This window comes from bacterium, from assembly GCA_030648955.1.
Taxonomy (GTDB): Bacteria; Patescibacteriota; Minisyncoccia; order Phycocordibacterales; family JAUSHB01; genus JAUSHB01.
Map to the genome: position 1 here is coordinate 1 of JAUSHB010000012.1, position 16,084 is coordinate 16,084.

At 42.5% G+C, this 16,084-nt stretch carries 19 protein-coding genes and 1 tRNA gene; 10 read left to right on the top strand and 10 right to left on the bottom strand.

The features are described from left to right. From Q7S11_02740 to Q7S11_02775, 8 genes are all read left to right on the top strand, one after another. Nucleotides 1-361 (top strand): hypothetical protein (locus tag Q7S11_02740; GenBank protein MDO8572668.1); only part of this gene is annotated, 361 nt, incomplete at its 5' end. Between the two features lie 20 nt (nt 362-381). Further along, nucleotides 382-1,839: a Gmad2 immunoglobulin-like domain-containing protein gene (locus Q7S11_02745; GenBank protein MDO8572669.1), complete on the top strand. Its 1,458-nt coding sequence runs from the start codon at nt 382-384 to the stop codon at nt 1,837-1,839. A gap of 13 nt (nt 1,840-1,852) precedes the next feature. Beyond that, nucleotides 1,853-2,242: a hypothetical protein gene (locus Q7S11_02750; protein MDO8572670.1), complete on the top strand. Its 390-nt coding sequence runs from the start codon at nt 1,853-1,855 to the stop codon at nt 2,240-2,242. Nucleotides 2,243-2,277: 35 nt separating this feature from the next. Further along, on the top strand, nt 2,278-3,090 hold the full coding sequence (locus Q7S11_02755) for a hypothetical protein (protein ID MDO8572671.1): 813 nt from the start codon (nt 2,278-2,280) through the stop codon (nt 3,088-3,090). Nucleotides 3,091-3,129: 39 nt separating this feature from the next. Next, complete coding sequence (locus tag Q7S11_02760; protein ID MDO8572672.1) at nt 3,130-3,837, top strand: DNA alkylation repair protein; 708 nt, start codon at nt 3,130-3,132, stop codon at nt 3,835-3,837. A 47-nt stretch (nt 3,838-3,884) separates the two neighbouring features. Beyond that, nucleotides 3,885-4,283, top strand: coding sequence for a VOC family protein (locus tag Q7S11_02765; GenBank protein MDO8572673.1), 399 nt, complete (start codon nt 3,885-3,887; stop codon nt 4,281-4,283). Nucleotides 4,284-4,373: 90 nt separating this feature from the next. After that, the gene (locus Q7S11_02770) at nt 4,374-4,826 is read left to right on the top strand and encodes a hypothetical protein (GenBank protein ID MDO8572674.1); all 453 of its coding nucleotides are present in this window, start codon (nt 4,374-4,376) and stop codon (nt 4,824-4,826) included. A gap of 82 nt (nt 4,827-4,908) precedes the next feature. Continuing rightward, nucleotides 4,909-4,981 (top strand) — tRNA-Val (locus tag Q7S11_02775). A gap of 414 nt (nt 4,982-5,395) precedes the next feature. Here the strand turns inward: Q7S11_02775 and Q7S11_02780 are convergent. The 3 genes from Q7S11_02780 to ftsZ form a co-directional block, all read right to left on the bottom strand. Then, complete coding sequence (locus Q7S11_02780) at nt 5,396-5,935, bottom strand: NYN domain-containing protein (GenBank protein ID MDO8572675.1); 540 nt, start codon at nt 5,933-5,935, stop codon at nt 5,396-5,398. Nucleotides 5,936-6,048: 113 nt separating this feature from the next. Continuing rightward, the gene (locus Q7S11_02785; GenBank protein ID MDO8572676.1) at nt 6,049-6,972 is read right to left on the bottom strand and encodes an FAD-dependent oxidoreductase; all 924 of its coding nucleotides are present in this window, start codon (nt 6,970-6,972) and stop codon (nt 6,049-6,051) included. A gap of 158 nt (nt 6,973-7,130) precedes the next feature. Next, nucleotides 7,131-8,279, bottom strand: coding sequence for a cell division protein FtsZ (ftsZ, locus tag Q7S11_02790; GenBank protein MDO8572677.1), 1,149 nt, complete (start codon nt 8,277-8,279; stop codon nt 7,131-7,133). A gap of 166 nt (nt 8,280-8,445) precedes the next feature. Here ftsZ and Q7S11_02795 point away from each other — a divergent pair, with 166 nt between their 5' ends. After that, nucleotides 8,446-8,682 carry a hypothetical protein gene (locus tag Q7S11_02795; protein ID MDO8572678.1) on the top strand — a complete coding sequence of 79 codons (237 nt, stop codon included), beginning with the start codon at nt 8,446-8,448 and terminating at the stop codon, nt 8,680-8,682. 64 nt (nt 8,683-8,746) lie between these two features. On the opposite strand, the gene ftsA is transcribed toward Q7S11_02795, so the two are convergent. The 6 genes from ftsA to Q7S11_02825 form a co-directional block, all read right to left on the bottom strand. Further along, nucleotides 8,747-9,907, bottom strand: coding sequence for a cell division protein FtsA (ftsA, locus tag Q7S11_02800; protein MDO8572679.1), 1,161 nt, complete (start codon nt 9,905-9,907; stop codon nt 8,747-8,749). A gap of 58 nt (nt 9,908-9,965) precedes the next feature. Continuing rightward, nucleotides 9,966-10,340, bottom strand: a complete 375-nt coding sequence (gene ybeY / locus Q7S11_02805; GenBank protein ID MDO8572680.1) for an rRNA maturation RNase YbeY — start codon at nt 10,338-10,340, stop codon at nt 9,966-9,968. Between the two features lie 44 nt (nt 10,341-10,384). Continuing rightward, nucleotides 10,385-10,636: a 30S ribosomal protein S21 gene (locus Q7S11_02810; protein ID MDO8572681.1), complete on the bottom strand. Its 252-nt coding sequence runs from the start codon at nt 10,634-10,636 to the stop codon at nt 10,385-10,387. Nucleotides 10,637-10,765: 129 nt separating this feature from the next. Continuing rightward, on the bottom strand, nt 10,766-12,184 hold the full coding sequence (hisS, locus tag Q7S11_02815) for a histidine--tRNA ligase (GenBank protein ID MDO8572682.1): 1,419 nt from the start codon (nt 12,182-12,184) through the stop codon (nt 10,766-10,768). A gap of 41 nt (nt 12,185-12,225) precedes the next feature. Then, a complete protein-coding gene (gene lepB / locus Q7S11_02820) occupies nt 12,226-12,813 on the bottom strand; it encodes a signal peptidase I (protein ID MDO8572683.1) in 588 nt (195 codons plus the stop codon). Between the two features lie 169 nt (nt 12,814-12,982). Then, the gene (locus Q7S11_02825) at nt 12,983-13,516 is read right to left on the bottom strand and encodes a hypothetical protein (protein ID MDO8572684.1); all 534 of its coding nucleotides are present in this window, start codon (nt 13,514-13,516) and stop codon (nt 12,983-12,985) included. A 92-nt stretch (nt 13,517-13,608) separates the two neighbouring features. Between Q7S11_02825 and pth the strand changes: the two genes are divergently transcribed. Continuing rightward, nucleotides 13,609-14,271, top strand: a complete 663-nt coding sequence (gene pth, locus Q7S11_02830; GenBank protein MDO8572685.1) for an aminoacyl-tRNA hydrolase — start codon at nt 13,609-13,611, stop codon at nt 14,269-14,271. Between the two features lie 339 nt (nt 14,272-14,610). On the opposite strand, the gene Q7S11_02835 is transcribed toward pth, so the two are convergent. Beyond that, complete coding sequence (locus tag Q7S11_02835) at nt 14,611-15,741, bottom strand: S1 RNA-binding domain-containing protein (GenBank protein MDO8572686.1); 1,131 nt, start codon at nt 15,739-15,741, stop codon at nt 14,611-14,613. Nucleotides 15,742-16,084 lie beyond the last annotated feature (343 nt).

The following is a 16,084-nucleotide window of genomic DNA, read 5'->3' on the forward strand; positions in this document are numbered from 1 at the left end:
TCCGCTTCGCGGTGGGGGGGGGTGGGGGGAGGAGACGCGAGAAAAATGTAAGGAAATTTTTTGGTTTTTGCACACGCGAGTCCGCGAGCGTGTCCGAGGCGCATTCCTTCGCTTCACCACGCAATCGGAGCGTACGATTCAGTTTCAAGCCACCACGCGCTCCGCGCGTGCGAAGTGGGTTCGCGCAAAGGCTAATACATCACCGTTTGAGCCTGCCTACCGGCAGGTAGGCTTCGTGAAACTTGGAATCCCCACGTTGATTTTGTGCCCCATTTGTGGGACTATTAGGAATATTGAATACAAAAATCCCAACATTTTTGACCATTGTGCGCATTGCAAAAATGTTGAATGTTTTCACTAATAAATTGCTAAAATAGTCTTATGAAAAAAACACTCCCAATAATAATTATTATTCTAATCATCGTTGGTTTTGGTGTGGCGTGGAAGATCACAAAAAAAGAAGTGCCGGTATCAGTTGTGACAAATTTTGCAGAATGTGCGGCCGCCGGCAATCCGGTAATGGAATCCTATCCCCGCCAGTGCCGACATGGTAACCAAACATTTAGAGAAGAAATTGGCAATGAGTTTGAAAAAAAGGATCTCATTCGCATTGACTCTCCGCGTCCCAACCAAATTATTTCAAGTCCGCTTAGTATAAAAGGGCAGGCGCGGGGGAATTGGTTTTTTGAAGCAAGTTTTCCGGTGGTACTTACAAATTGGGACGGGCTGATTATCGCCCAAGGAATCGCAACGGCAAAAGGCGAGTGGATGACTACCAATTTTGTTCCGTTTGAAGCAATACTCACCTTTACGGTAGATACAAACACATACAGTAACAACGGCACACTCATTTTGAAAAAAGATAATCCGTCCGGTATTCCAGCAAACGATGACGCGCTTGAAATACCGGTGATGTTTGCCGGAGTCACATCACCCCCTAAGGCTTGTAGTCAAGAAGCAAAGCTTTGCTCTGATGGCTCGGCGGTGGGGCGCACTGGTCCGAACTGCGAATTCGCAAAATGTCCAGGAGTTACTTCGAAGCCCGCCACCGAATGCACGAAAGATTCCGATTGCCCCTCATCACAATATATATGCCAAGAAACACAAGGCACAGGAACCGTCTGTCCCAGCACCGACCCAACATGCGTTCCTACCCATAGTGTTATAGCCGGTGAATGTAAGTTTAAGGCTGGTAATCGCTGTACTGCGGATTTGGATTGTGCTTCCGGAAATGTATGTAGTAAAAATGTTTGTACGAGTCCGATTGGAAGACAATGTACTGGACCAAGTGACACGAGCTGTCCTACGGATTTTACTTGCGTACAAAGTTGCGGTCCACCAGTGGTGAGATATCCCGACGACACACCTCCCTCATACTTTTGCCAACTCAGCGGATATGTTCGCATGTGTCCCATTTGTCTTGCTAAAAATACCTTGATAGATACACCACTTGGTGGGATAGTAGTACAGGATTTAGTAAAGGGTGCACGGGTTTGGACGGTCAACAATTCTGGCAAGCGCGTTATTGGGACAGTTATCGAGACAAGCAAAACACCAGTTCCGTCGAATCACAAAGTAGTGAAGCTTGCTCTTGATGATGGTCGTACGCTTTTCGTTTCCCCCGGTCACCCGACCATTGATGGGCGCATGGTGGGAGATCTCGCTTTGGGTGATATGTACGACGGTGCCTGGGTAGTCTCCATAGATCGAGTGGATTACCGCGAGGGCTTTACCTACGATATCTTGTCCTCTGGTGAAACCGGTTTTTACTTTGCCAATGACATTCTTCTTGATAGCACCCTGCGTCCTCAAGCAAGTGTATTATTGGATAAAAAATAAATTAACAAAACATATGAAAAAAATACTACCGATAATTATCCTCACTCTCGTTATTTTTGGACTAGGTATGTGGTGGTTCTCGAGTAACAATTACACAAACACTGGAGAAATCCCAACGTCAGCGGACAATGCGCCCCCGGGCAGTATTCACAACTTGCCGGTGCCTGTCGCTGTCTCCACGGTGCGCTCACTTGTTGCGCGTGAACTTGGCATTAGCGAGGGCGTGGTGATAGTAATGACTGCGTATGAAAAAAATTGGCCCGATGGCTGTCTCGGACTTGGTGGCGACAAAATGTGTACACAAGCAATTGTCCCCGGCTACGAAGTCACCGTGCAAGCGAAAGGGGGAGAGCGCATCTACCGTACCAACGCTGACGGTACGATTCTGCAACGAGAGAAATAACTTTTTGATTATCAGTATATACAAAGTTTAATTATATGAAAAATTTAGTTATTTTAGGAGTGTTGATGTTTGGAGTTACTTTTCAAGTTTATGCACAAGGGGTAATGATGGGAGGGGTGGTGAATACAGAAGTTGATAGTGAGGTCAATGCCGGCGAAGCAGATGTCAAGATAAATGCGGACGCTCACATGGAGGCAAATATGCGTGCGGGAGAGAGTAAATCGCAACAGGGTACTACGACAAAAGTAGACAAGACTTCTCCCCAAATGATTAAGATTAATGCTTCTGGTATGCATGACGATGAAGACGGAGATGGTGGGGTAGCCGTAATGCAAAACAACCAGAGTGATTTAGAGTTTTTGCGTAAAAATGCTATTTCGGTACATGCGGTAGAAGTACGCGGATGGGATCCAAAACAAAAGCAGGAATTTCTTGCTTCGATGAAAACATACGCAGAGGTGCGATCGGGACAGGAACTTGAAAACTTTGCAAAAGGGGTACTTTTGAAAGATGATAATATGGCGTCGATTGACGTAGAAGAAGAGGGAACATCCGTTGCATATAATATGCCCGCAAAATTTTTTGGTATGTTCAACTCTTCTCTACAAGCGCGTATTCATGCAGATGCAGAAGGACAGATACGTGCAAAGTATCCATGGTACGGCTTCCTCTTTAAAAAGATGGCGAGCACAAGTAAGATTGAGGCTGATGTGAAAACCGCACTTCCCGAAGTAGAGGATGAAGTTCTTGTGGGTTTTGAACATCGGGCACAAGTACTCCTCACCGTCAGTAATGTATTGAAGGTATCGCATGAATCCTCAATGAATTCGATTCGTAATATGAAGTAATTAAATCGGGATATCAGTGAGATTGAACGTCAACAATCTATGACATTGATCATCCTTAAAAGAAAATTACGATCATACGCATCACCTAAACGTAAAAAAATCAACGAATGGTTTTTTAAAACAGGCAAAGGACACTATGGACACGGTGATGTATTTATTGGTGTCTCTAATCCTGATTGTCGCAAGGTGGCAAAACAGTTTCAATATATCGCTTTTCCAGAAGTTAAAAAACTACTGCAATCAAAAATTCATGAGGATCGATTCACGGCACTTCTGATATTGGTAAATAAATTTGAGGCAGGTGACGATCATGAGAAAAGAGAGGTTTACAAATTTTATCTGAAACATTTGGAATTTGTCAATAATTGGGATTTAGTTGATACATCTGCATACAAAATTGTGGGCGCATATATAGTGAAACATCCCCAAGAAGGTCAGAAGTTGAGTAGATATGCTCTATCGAAAAATTTATGGGAGCGCAGATTATCTATTGTTGCAACCTTCGCACTCATTAGGAAAGGAGAGTTTGCGTGGACGATGAAAAACGCGAAGGCGTTGCTTGTTGACTCTCATGATCTCACCCATAAAGCAGTGGGGTGGATGTTGCGAGAAGTGTGGAAGCGAGACCATGCCCTCGCGGAGTCTTTTTTAATAAAAAACTATTCGAGCATCCCACGGACAACATTACGATATGCCATAGAGCGTATGAAAAAGGGCAAGCGCAAACAATTTTTGAAAGGGTTTTAAGTTTGTGCTACCATGGTAGGGAAATTAATTTTTAACTATAAAAATATATGAATAGAGTTGTACATTTTGAAATTCAAGCAGATGAACCGGAACGTGCGGCAAAATTTTATCGAGAAGTATTCAACTGGAAAATAGAGAAATGGCCCGGGTCAGATATGGAATACTGGATGGTGATGACTGCTCCAAAAGAAAGCACCGAGCTGGGTATTAATGGGGGGCTATTGAAAAGATCTGCAAAAATGCCTCCCAAGGAATGTGGCACAAACTCATTTGTGTGCACGATGCACGTGGATAATTTTGATGAAATTGCTAAGAAAATAGAAACTGCTGGCGGAATAGTTGCAATGCCGAAATTTGCGCTTCTTGGTATGGCATGGCAAGGGTACTTTATTGACACGGAGGGTAATACATTCGGCATACATCAACCCGATGAGAATGCGAAATAAAGCCCTATAATAGGGTAATGATATTTTTGGATTACTGTCGAATTTCGTGGCGTGGTATACTTTGATGTATATAAACTAACAATAATTATCATGGATATCAAAGACCATACTCATTCGGACAAGCTCGAGCGATACAGCTTCGTTTGGTCGGAAGTGCGACTCATTATTGCCGCCGTGGCGTTATTTCTTGGTGGCGTTCCCCCGGTGCTGAAATTTTTTCCTGTTTCAGGTTTTTACGGACCTGTAAGCTCGCTTCTTAATCTCTGTTGGATTATTTCTGGCATTGCGGCAGGGTATCTTCTGTATCGATGGTATATTGGTCATCAGGTTGTGTTTGGTGGGAAGGATACAAAGGATACCGTAGCATTTTTTGTGAGCGTTGTTTCAGGTCTTAATCTCGGTATTGCGGGTCTTCTCGGCAAAAACATTGGAATGTCTATTTCCTCAAATAAAATTATTTTTATTCTCGTTGGCTTGCTGTATCTTGCAGCTGCATATCATCTCTACACTCGATGGAAAACGCGAGGGGAGAAGGTGTTTTAAATTTTCCAGTTTTGGTGTAGTATCTAGAAAATCTAAATGGGCGGGTTATTTTGTCTATATAGGCAAGCTTGCTTAGATATACGGGCGGTTAGCTCAGTTGGTAGAGCATTCGCTTGACGTGCGAAGGGTCGGAGGTTCGAGTCCTCCACCGCCCACAAACATTAGGCGGCAATGTAAAGCATTGGCGCCTTTTTGTTTGTGTGGCAAGGTGGAGGACTCGAAAGACGGAGGCGGTATACAAGACGAGCGACATTGTTTTCTTATGAGCAAGGCGAGTTAGAAAACAAGAAGTACTCTTGTGGTGTGGAGCGAGTACTTGTCGCCGAGTCGGGGTCGAGAGTACTTTGCATTTTGCGACGAAAGGGAGCAAAATGCTTAGTAACTCGTGACCAAGCCCATCGCCCACAGTGAGTTTACGAAAAAAGTAGTTCTGTGGTATTGATTTTATCCCTTGTTTTGCAGGGCTTTTGTCGGTGTTGTTTAGTATCCACAACCGCTTGCAATTTTCAAATTACCAATGTATATTATAGGGGTATCAATACGAAAAAGGACCCGAACGGTGTCAGTGCCTAAGGGGCCTTTTTCATTTGTGGGGCGTGAGCTATTTTAGCTTTAACGTCTACATCCTCAAGATAACTAAAAAATTCACCACCCAGACTGTTGTAAAGAGAAGAAGCAAATTCTTTGTTGGGGAATAGCATTTTTCCAAAACACCCCTTCTTTATGAGAAAATCAACTATCTTTTTATAATCTCCGTCTCCTGAAACAATAAAAACTTTTCCAAAAGGTTCATTTTCTATCAACTTTTTCATGATTCCAAATATAATGTCGCAATCGACATTCCCCTTTTTCTTACCTTTCAACGCTGAAGAATGTTCTCTAAAAGAAAGTATAAAACCGGCTTTTTGAAGACTGTCATACAAATCTTGTTCACCTTCAGAAACGAAACCTAAAAAATAATACGCTTCGGCAATCTTATATTTATCTGACAAATAAGTACGAAACTTCTTATGGTTAACAGACCAGCCTTTTTCTCTAGTGCCTAAATGTAAATTTTGACCGTCAATAAAAGCAATATTATTATGCAGATCCTTTTTTTCTTTTGTCATTACGTTAGAGTCTACCACTAAAAGGGAAAATAATAAATTATTTTTTTTAAAACAACATCCTTCTCTATGTAGAAACTACAAAGAGGGGGATATCCAAGAGATTTTCTTTCCCCCTACTTCGCCGTCAGCGTCAAATAAATATCCTCAACCGCCCGCACAGCATCTCCGCAGGCGATATTGTTTTGGTGATAGAGAACGTTTGTACAATCTCCAGCTGCCCAAATACCAGGGACATTTGTCTTCTGTGTCCATGGGTCAATTATCGCGTGTCCGAATTTGTCCATTTCAACAATTCCTTTTACAAATTCTGTAGCAGGAATTTGACCAATCTCAACAAAGATTCCTCCCGTAGGAAGTTCCACGTGTTCTCCTGTTTTTTTATCTTTATATACAATCATCGTAACCATCGCTTCTCCTTTGACCTCAAGAATTTCTACGCTGTTTAACGCTTTCATTTTTGAGTTCTGTAAAACTTTTTCGATAGTAATCGGATCTGCGCGAAATGTTTCACTCGCGTCAAGGAGGGTTACGCTTTTAGTATAAGCAAGGAGTTGTGCAGCAGTCTCAAACCCGGCGTTTCCGCCGCCGATAACCACCACGTCTCTTCCCGAGAATAGCGGCCCGTCACATGAAGCGCAGTAGGTAATCCCTTTATTTTCGAATTTCTCTGCGCCAGGTACAGTAATCTTGCGTCGCATGCTTCCTGTCGCTATAAGTACGGTTTTCCCTGTGTAGGTAATCTTATCTGTTGTCACCGCAAACCCATTTTCTCGTTTCTCAATTCCTGTGACCTTCTCACCTTCTTTTATATCCAAAATGCTATCTTTGTATGCTTCGAGGTGATTTTTTAGATTCATTGCGAGATCAGTGCCACTTATGGAAACGGTACCAATCCAATTTTGAATATCCATAGAAACAGTGGATTGCCCGCCAAACTCTTTTGTAATGGAAAGCGTCTTAAGTCGCTTGCGTGCTGCATAAACTCCTGCCCCTGTACCTGCGGGTCCACCACCGATAATAATAAGGTCGTAATCCATAGTGTAAAAATGTATAACGTATAATGTATAAAGTATAGCGTATAACAAAAAAAGCTTCTAGCTCCGCAAGCTTCTTAAGTTTTAAATTTCCCCAATCTTTTGAAGCTACTGAAGCCTGTCTGCAAAGTTTACGCGGGCAGGCTAAAAAGTTTCGGAAGCTATTTCTTATTTCTCCTTAAAAATGCTGGCACAGCATTCCAATTTTCTTCCTCATCGGACACAATAGGTTTTTCAACTCTCTCTATCTTTTCTATTGGTTTTGGAGACGAGATCATACTGTTGTGTATTTCCCGTTTTTCTTTTTTTTGTTCCGCGTCCTGTGCGATTTGGAATAGAGATTTTTTGATACCATCTTCATGAAAACCCGAAGCGATGACAGTAATCTTGATCTCATTTTTCTTGAGTTTTTCATCCCGAATCGCACCGAAAATAATTTTAGCATCTTTGTCGACCGACTCGGTAATAATCTTCGCGGCCTCCTGAATTTCATGCATTGTTAAATCATCACCTCCTGCAATCGCGAAGAGGACTCCACGCGCACCGTTTATAGAAAGCTCAAGAAGGGGAGAATTAATGGCAGATGTGGCGGCATCGTGCGCTCGGCGTTCACCCGTTGCTGTTCCAATACCCATTAATGCGCTTCCCGCGTTTGACATAACTGCGCGAATATCCGCAAAGTCTACGTTAATAATTCCTGGAGTTGTAATAAGATCTGAAATACCTTCAACAGCTTGGCGCAATATTTCATCACACATAGAGAATGCAGCTCGAAATGTTGCAGATTTGTCGACGACTGTAAGAATCCGATCATTGGGGATTACTATCAGAGCATCAACTTCTTTTGCGAGGTCTTCGAGTCCTTGGTCTGCAATACGTCCACGTTGTGAACCTTCAAAAAAGAAAGGCTTGGTTACTACTGCGACTGCAAGTGCTCCTTGCTCTCGTGCGATTTGCGCTACGATGGGGGATGCGCCAGTTCCTGTGCCTCCGCCTAAACCGCATGCGATGAATACCATGTCAGCCCCCTTGATTGCTTCTTGGATTTCTTCTTTAGTTTCTTCCGCAGCTCTTTTTCCAATCTCCGGATTCATACCTGTTCCGAGACCGCGCGTGAGATTTTTCCCGATGTGAATTTTTCTTTTGGCAAGAGAATTATGAAGATCTTGCGCGTCAGTATTCATCACAATGAATTCAACCCCTCGCACTTTTGAGTTCACCATGTGGTTTACTGCATTTCGTCCCGAGCCTCCGACGCCAATGACTTTAATCCGCGCGAAACTTTCGATTTCAGGTTCTATTTTGGGCATAAATGATGTGAAAATTAAAGTGTATTAGAAAAAAATTGATATGAAAAGGTGAACCCATCATAACAAACGGAAAAGAAAATGGAAGGGTTTGACAAAAATAAATATAATGTTATTGTACGATGTAGTCCCCACCAACATTTGTAAGTTCATTCCAAAAGAGGTATCTATGAATATTTATGCCAAAAGCGGCGACCAAGTTGTTTTTTTGTATCCCGATAATGGGTACTCTTACGACGAAAGAAATGCGAAAAAACACTTAAAGGTTGGTCAGGTTTATACAGTAGATCGCACTGAAGTTGGTGGTTCGCATACCGATGTGTATCTCCAAGAAATCCCAAGTGTTGCATTCAATAGTGTCCACTTTGAGGATTATATAGAGAATCCTCTTCTGCCGGCTGCGTAATTTCTATAGTACTAAAATACTATTTAAAAATTACAAAACACTCACCCAAAGGTGAGTGTTTTTACTACGGCATCAATTCCTTAAGCCACCCTTTTACCATGCTCCATGCGGGGCTTCCAATACTTGCGCTACGTGAGGGACGTCGATCCATAAATCCGTATACACAAAGACCGTATGCCACAAACCACGAAGAATCTCTGATTTGACCTTTTTGGTTAGTAAGTAGGAAAGGGGTTGCTATTTTCGATGGAAGCTTGAGCGTTGCGCGCGCAAGATCTTCGATTGTTCCAATACCTGCTCCGCCTCCAGTAATAATGACACCAGCGGGCAAAAGTTCATTCCTCCCGATTTTTTTAAGATGTGCTTCGACTAACTCAAAAATATCAGAAAGTCGCGCCTCAATGATTTCGTCCAGTTTTTTTCTTGAATGATTATCTGACAAGTTTCCGAGTTTCAAGCGCTCAGCTTCTTCAAGCGGGATTTTGAGACCGAGCGCGATGTCGTTAGTAATATCCGTTGAACCAATGGGGAACACTTGAAGTGATATCGGAGTGTCATCATCAAACACTGCGAGTGAAACGGTCTCTGCGCCAATATTGACCAAGACACATCCGACAACACGTTGTTTTTTAGAAAGGGCAATAAGACTTGCGGCGATAGGTGCCGCGACAATATCAATAACATCAACGCCGGCTTCTTCAACAGTATGCACCAGATCGTTTAAATGTTGTTGCAGGCAGGTGATAAACAATGTCTTTACCTCAAGTTTTGTCCCCTTCATTCCTTCCGGTTTTCCAAGGACTTCTTTGCCGTCGAGTTTGAATTTAATGGGAATGGTGTCGATTATTTTTTTGTTTTGAATATTAGGGAGATTGTCTTCACTCGATTTGTAAATTTTTTCCATATCAAGCTCTGTCACTTCGCTGTCCGCGCGTGAAATGACTGTGGTACCGTTTGAAACGAGCGATTCGAGACTGATACCACCGATAGAGAGATATGCATTTTTAATGCTAATGCCGGAAGATTTTTCAGCGGAGCGAACCGCTACGCTTATAGATTCAACCGCGTCTCGCTCGTTGATGATATAGCCATGACGGAGTCCTCTTGATTCAGACATACCCGTGCCGATGATATGTGGCGCTCCATTGCCTTTAATCAACTCAGAAACAACCACGCGAACGGCGTGTGTTCCAACATCTATTCCGGTGATAATATTTCTTGCCATAATAAATAACCTACAAACAACAATCACAATCAGTTGCTCAATTTTACACAACTGGAATTCATATCTTGAAATATTTGATTAATTTTGCTTCCTTTCCCTCCATCTTACTACCATGAACGAAACCTTTCAAATGGTACAAGGCGTGGATAAACAGTAGGCCGATGAATTTTGGATACTCATACCCAAAAATGGGGGCGTCTGCGCGGGATTGTTTTAGGTCAATAAAAATCTCCCCCTCCAGCTTTCTCAAGGGAAACGAAAGGACATTGGTTGGAGAATTTTTTCCACGGTATGTTTTGTTGAGACGTTGTGATTCCTTGTTCCCAATGCATACCAACGAGAGCTCGTATCGCTCTCCGAGTACCTTATTTTTCATTTTAAGAAAAGGCAAGCGGGGAAGCTTGCCGTTAGTCTTATTGGTTATCGTAAGCATTTATTGTAATTTCTAATGGGGCTTACCTCCATACCCGTGGGGGCTTATTTTCGATACCTGACCTCCTCCTTTATTTTTCCCAGCTTTTTGAGTTTTTCAATCTCCTTCTTTCGGTTTATCGATTTTAGCGTCTTCATTTTTCTTTTAAGTCGTGAAAGGGGTCGTTCACGATACGTAACCCCGCGCACACGCGGAAGGACGCCCGAACCTTGCACCCGCTTGGTGAATCTGCGAATCAAGCTCGCCGTGCTCTCGTTCGGATTCTTTTTTACTTCTACGTTGATTGATATAGCCATATAAGCTACTAGGTTACCATAACAAGATTTTGATTTCAAGGGGTATGTATCGTATAAGAAATTCAGAGCTTCGACAGCTTCATGAGCTTCAAAAGCTTAAGAAGCTAAAAGCTATTGAAGCTAAAAAGACTACTTCATCTTCTTGATATATTCAGGAAGTTCTTCGATTTTGATCGTATCTTGTGAGCGAGTGTTCATATCACGTACAATGACTGTTCCTTCCAGTGCTTCCTTTTGGCCGAAAATAACCGTGTAGGGAATCTTGAGGCGTTCTGCAACAGAAAGTTGAGCACCCAAACTATCCTTGGATAGAGATTGCATGATGGGGATACGCGCCTTTCGTAGGATTTCAATAATGGAGAGACTTTTTAATTTTGCTTCAAAGCCGAATTGGATGAAATAAACTTTTGGTTTTTTTATGATTCTCGGCTCAAGCGGCTTGTGTTTGGGCGACATAATGACGCGATCCACACCAATTGAACCTCCAACTCCCGCAACGTCTTTTTTACTCGCAAGATTTTTTGCAAGGTAGTCATACCTTCCGCCTGATGCAAGTGCCAACGGTTCCGGACCCTGCACGTCTTTCTTTTTTTCATTGTTTTCTCTTGGAGCTTCGACTCCATTGGAAGCAGGAACGTTGTCCACTCCTACTACCTTGTTAGTATCTTCCCTAGAATCCTCTATCGGTTTTTCATCCTCGCTGTCAATGATTTCAAACACGGTGCGTGTGTAATAATCAAACCCGCGTACCAAATGGTGGTTGATGCGATAGGAAATGCTCATTGCTTCAAGGTACTCGAGTACTTCCTTGAAGTGGTCTCTGCATGGACCACACAGTGAGCTCATTGATTGAGGCGCGCCCTGTTTAATGGGAATGCATTTAGGGTCCTTGCAGTCAAGCACGCGAAGAGGATTTTTTTTCATACGCTCTCGACAATCTGCGCATATTTCATTGATGTGCTTGCGGTAATAGGAAATGAGATCTTTTGTGTATCCGGGACGGCACTCTTTGTCGCCAATACTGTTTACCATCAATATGGTATTTTTAAAACCCGCTTCATCAAGAATGAGAAGTAGTGTACGCATCACAATTGCGTCGGCGATGCTTTTGGGAGATCCCAACATTTCGATACCAAATTGATAAAATTGTCTGAACCTCCCGCGTTGTGGTTTTTCATGTCGCAAAAAAGGGCCATAGTAATAAAGCATTACGGGCTGGGGCCACGAGTTCATTCCATTTTCTATGTATGCTCGTACTACTGATGCAGTGCCTTCTGGGCGAATGGCAAGGTGGTCTCCACCTTTGGTGCGCAATGTGTACATTTCTTTGTCTATAACATCGGTTCCTTCTCCGATACCGGAAGTAAACACTCCTTCGTGCTCTAATATAGGCGTTTCGATAGGCTTGAAGCCATAATAGACAGCAACTTCTGCCGCTTTTTCAAAAAATCCCTGAAATTTGTAGAAGTCGTGATCAAAAAGATCCCGCATTCCTCTTGGTGTACTAAACGGTTCTTTCTTTCCTGATTTTGTTTTTTCTTTTGCCACGAAATTTTATGTAAGAATTAATTGTTTTTCGGCAAGTTTTATTAATTGAAGTCTCCCGGCAATACCGAAGCACTCGCGATGGGAAGGAGGCGTATAAGTGCGCGTCCTACGACGAGATCACGTGGCACGACACCCCAATAACGTGAATCAGAGCTTGCCGCGCGATTGTCTCCCATGACAAAATATTCTCCTTCGCCAAGCATTTTTGTCATCGTGTCATTTTTTGAAAATTTTATATATGGTTCACTGATGGCAAGTCCTTCGGGGTATTGTGCGTTGACGATGGTCACCGTGCCTTTGTTTATGACCACGTTTTCATGGGGAAGTCCGATTACGCGTTTTATGAAAAATTTAGTGGTGTCTTTTGGGTAACGGAGAATTATTACATCCCCGCGTTTTGGGTCACCGAGATGATAGGAAATTTCGTCGACAATGAGATATTGACCGGTGGCGAATGTTGGGTCCATGGAACTTCCACTTACAATAAAGGGCTGTGCGATGAACATACGAATCGGCGTTACGATCGCAAGTGCAAGGACGATAAACTTTATTGTGTCCAAGAGCGAGCCCCCCTTTTTCTGCAATTCCTGTTCTGGTTTTGTCTGAAGATTATGTTGTTGTTCATCCATAGGGAGTTTTTGTTGTATTTAGGCTCACATGTCCGAATTCAGTGCTCACATAGTAGTACAAAAATCATTACAAAGCAAATGCATGCCAATTTCAACAACATGGAATTATGAGCAAAATAAAACGCCTTCCCAATAAGAAAGGCGCTTAAGAAACGTAAGAGAAAAATTTTCAGAGGTAGAGCATACCGAAAAAATATTTGCAATTCATAAAATCTTTCCACATGATTTGCCAGAGAGTTTCGTATCCCAGCCTTGCATAATATTGCTCGAACTGACTTTTTGTCTTGAGCTCCATTGCTTCGAGGTCAAATAATTTTTCCTCCCCATTGAACTTTATGGAAATGGCATTATGGTTACGCCATGCAAAGAATGAATACATTTCCCAGACAACCATGCGAGTACCGTTGTTTATGACACCGACCGCGCAAATTCCCCTTGGTTCACCATGATGGTAAATAATACTCTTGATATTCTCATCATTCTTTACAAAGAGTACGGATACTTCCGATGAAGAGGCAAAATACTTTCCATTGGATAATGGAATACCTGTATTTTTCGCATCAAATTTTTTTTGTGTTGCTTGTACGATTTCATCTGCGCGCGTATTGTCGTCTAAAGATAGAGATTCTGAAGCAATACGTGCAAACGTGGCTATGGGGATAAACAAAATCAACATCAGAAGAAGATACTGCTTGGTTCTCATAAGTCACCTCAAATTTTCTGGGTTCTATTTTTATATTCTCACAAACGGTGTGATAGTTCAACCCCATAGGAAGTTGTCAGCAACAACTTCCTATGGGGTCAATCGTGTTATCTACCACGGCGTGGTATTATCTTTTTATATTATTTGTCATCACCGCAAAAATTATGTCATACATCATCGCAGGGCTTGGAAATCCGGGAGAGAAATACGAAGGGACGCGCCATAATACGGGGCGTCTTGTGCTTGAACACTTTGCGAAAAAAATAGAAGCGGGGGAGTGGGAGGAGAACAAAAAGATAAAAGCACGCGTTGCAGAAGGGAAAATCGGAAGAGAAAAAATCACCCTTGTCGAACCGGAGGCGTTTATGAACAATTCAGGCAAAAGCTTGACCTCACTGGTAAAAAGCAAAAAAGCCGCGGGAGAGCTTGTGGTAATCTATGACGACCTCGATCTCCCGCTCGGGACACTCAAACTTTCATTTGATCGCGGTTCGGGCGGGCATCGCGGGCTCGAATCAATTATTAAGGCGCTCAAGACGCGCGCATTTATCCGTCTTCGTGTGGGCGTTTCTCCTTCAACTCCGTCAGGAAAGCTCAAAAAACCTTCAGGTGAGAAAGCAGTAATCGATTTTATTTTGGGGAAGTGGAAGCCGAAAGAAGTTGAGGCGTTCAAAAAGATACTCAAAAAAAGCACAGATGCGCTCACGCTGATTGTTTCCGAAGGGCGAGAAAAGGCAATGGGGGAGATAAACTAGTTAAAAAGTTGAAAGTTTTAAAGTTGAAAGGAAGACAAAAAACCGAGGGGACTTACGCGGAAAAAACCAACAACTTACAATTAATCAAAAAAGCTGAATAAGTATCAAGGTTCAACTCTGATACAGACTAAACAAATGAAAGTATCACTTAAAGAAAAGCCATTACGATACGCGGGACAATCACTTGATGAAAAAATCTGCCATACATAGGTTAAACCTATGTAGTTGTAAAGTTACATAGGGTACCCCTATGTAATCTATAGAACAACCTTACAATAAAAAAATCCAAGGGCATCCCTTGGATTTTTTTATACTACGCTGACTAGTTTTTAGCTACTCTTATTTACTTTCCGCCTTCTTGCTTTCATCAATGAACGCAAGGGTCATTTTTTGGTCTTTCGGTTCAAATACCATAATTTGGAATGTGTAGGTCTTGCCGAGTTCTAGCGCCGCCTTGAGTTTGTCCGCAGAGCCGAATTCTGAAACATGGACAAGTCCCGCAACACCTTCTTCAATGGCGACGAGTGCGCCATATTGATTGAATTTAATTACGACGCCCTTTACAATCTCTCCCTTCTTGTATTTCTTCTCCGCATTTTTCCACGGATTTTCTTTGAGCGCCTTAATGGAGAGTGAAACTTTTCCGTCTTTGATCTCAATGATCTTTACTTTTACCTTATCACCAACCTTGAAAAGTTTTCTTGGATCTTCGACGAGCGCCCAATCAATTTCGGAAATGTGAACGAGCCCTTCGAGACCATCCTCGACTTTGACGAACACGCCGAAGTCGACAATCCCGGTGATGGTGCCGTCAATTTCTTCACCCACCTTGTATCGCTCAATAATTTCCTTCTTTTCTTTTTGGTTCGGATCTTTTTCGGAGAAAATAAGTTTCCCTTCTTTGGGAAGCGCGGAAATAATAGAGACCGTGATTTTGGTTCCAATGAGTTTTTTCAATTCCTCAAGAATTCTATTCTTGTCGCCGTCTTCAACACGAGGATAATGCTCGGTCTTAAGTTGGGATGCGGGCAAGAATCCTTGAATGCCTTGCCACTCGAGAATGAGTCCGCCCTTGTTCGCATCTTTGATAGGGATTTCAAGAACTGTTTTATTTTTGATTGCTTCTTCCGCTTCCTCCCATGTGCGCGCTTGGCGAGCTTCTTTGAGCGAGAGCTCGACATAGCCGTCTTCGTTTTCGCGGTCAACGACTTTTGCGCTGATGACGTCACCTACATTGAGTTTCTTGATGACATCGCGTGCGTTCATAAACTCACGCCCATAAATAATAGCGGTACCAAATGTCCCTAAGTCAACGTAGACGGAAGATTTTTCTATATTTACAACTGTACCTTCAACCAAGTCGTCCTTCTGGGGAAGTTCGGGAGTGTTCTTGAGAAGTTCCCCCATAATGGAAGTTGGTTGCAAGGGTAATATTTGCGCTGCCTCGTTTTCTGTAATTGTTTTTGTCATAAAGTTTATTTTGACCTAACACCATTTTCGAAAACATAGAAACCTCCATGATTCAAAAATGGTGTCAGGTTCTATATTTTTGTAATCACGCTTTGCGTGAGCAAAAAATAAAAAATCCCGCACGAAGCGGGTATTATTGAAATACGCTTCAGGGTCTCTTGAAAGGTCGCGCTCCGTGCATCCTTCAAAAGGGTTATCCTTTCTGCATTAATAATTTATTCAACTGTCCAAAAACCAGAGTTGACACCAGTGTACATTAAAAAGGTTTTTTTGCAAATCTCCATCTTTATGAGTGAGGTTACTTTGATATTGGCGGAGGGGGTGAAAAGAAACGAGAAAGAAG

Bases quoted from the DNA above. Each gene is read 5' to 3' on its own strand.
- Q7S11_02745 (MDO8572669.1), top strand. From the start codon at position 382: ATGAAAAAAACACTCCCAATAATAATTATTATTCTAATCATCGTTGGT.
- Q7S11_02750 (MDO8572670.1), top strand. From the start codon at position 1,853: ATGAAAAAAATACTACCGATAATTATCCTCACTCTCGTTATTTTTGGA.
- Q7S11_02755 (MDO8572671.1), top strand. From the start codon at position 2,278: ATGAAAAATTTAGTTATTTTAGGAGTGTTGATGTTTGGAGTTACTTTT.
- Q7S11_02760 (MDO8572672.1), top strand. From the start codon at position 3,130: ATGACATTGATCATCCTTAAAAGAAAATTACGATCATACGCATCACCT.
- Q7S11_02765 (MDO8572673.1), top strand. From the start codon at position 3,885: ATGAATAGAGTTGTACATTTTGAAATTCAAGCAGATGAACCGGAACGT.
- Q7S11_02770 (MDO8572674.1), top strand. From the start codon at position 4,374: ATGGATATCAAAGACCATACTCATTCGGACAAGCTCGAGCGATACAGC.
- Q7S11_02780 (MDO8572675.1), bottom strand. From the start codon at position 5,935: ATGACAAAAGAAAAAAAGGATCTGCATAATAATATTGCTTTTATTGAC.
- Q7S11_02785 (MDO8572676.1), bottom strand. From the start codon at position 6,972: ATGGATTACGACCTTATTATTATCGGTGGTGGACCCGCAGGTACAGGG.
- ftsZ (MDO8572677.1), bottom strand. From the start codon at position 8,279: ATGCCCAAAATAGAACCTGAAATCGAAAGTTTCGCGCGGATTAAAGTC.
- Q7S11_02795 (MDO8572678.1), top strand. From the start codon at position 8,446: ATGAATATTTATGCCAAAAGCGGCGACCAAGTTGTTTTTTTGTATCCC.
- ftsA (MDO8572679.1), bottom strand. From the start codon at position 9,907: ATGGCAAGAAATATTATCACCGGAATAGATGTTGGAACACACGCCGTT.
- ybeY (MDO8572680.1), bottom strand. From the start codon at position 10,340: ATGCTTACGATAACCAATAAGACTAACGGCAAGCTTCCCCGCTTGCCT.
- Q7S11_02810 (MDO8572681.1), bottom strand. From the start codon at position 10,636: ATGGCTATATCAATCAACGTAGAAGTAAAAAAGAATCCGAACGAGAGC.
- lepB (MDO8572683.1), bottom strand. From the start codon at position 12,813: ATGGATGAACAACAACATAATCTTCAGACAAAACCAGAACAGGAATTG.
- Q7S11_02825 (MDO8572684.1), bottom strand. From the start codon at position 13,516: ATGAGAACCAAGCAGTATCTTCTTCTGATGTTGATTTTGTTTATCCCC.
- pth (MDO8572685.1), top strand. From the start codon at position 13,609: ATGGGGTCAATCGTGTTATCTACCACGGCGTGGTATTATCTTTTTATA.
- Q7S11_02835 (MDO8572686.1), bottom strand. From the start codon at position 15,741: ATGACAAAAACAATTACAGAAAACGAGGCAGCGCAAATATTACCCTTG.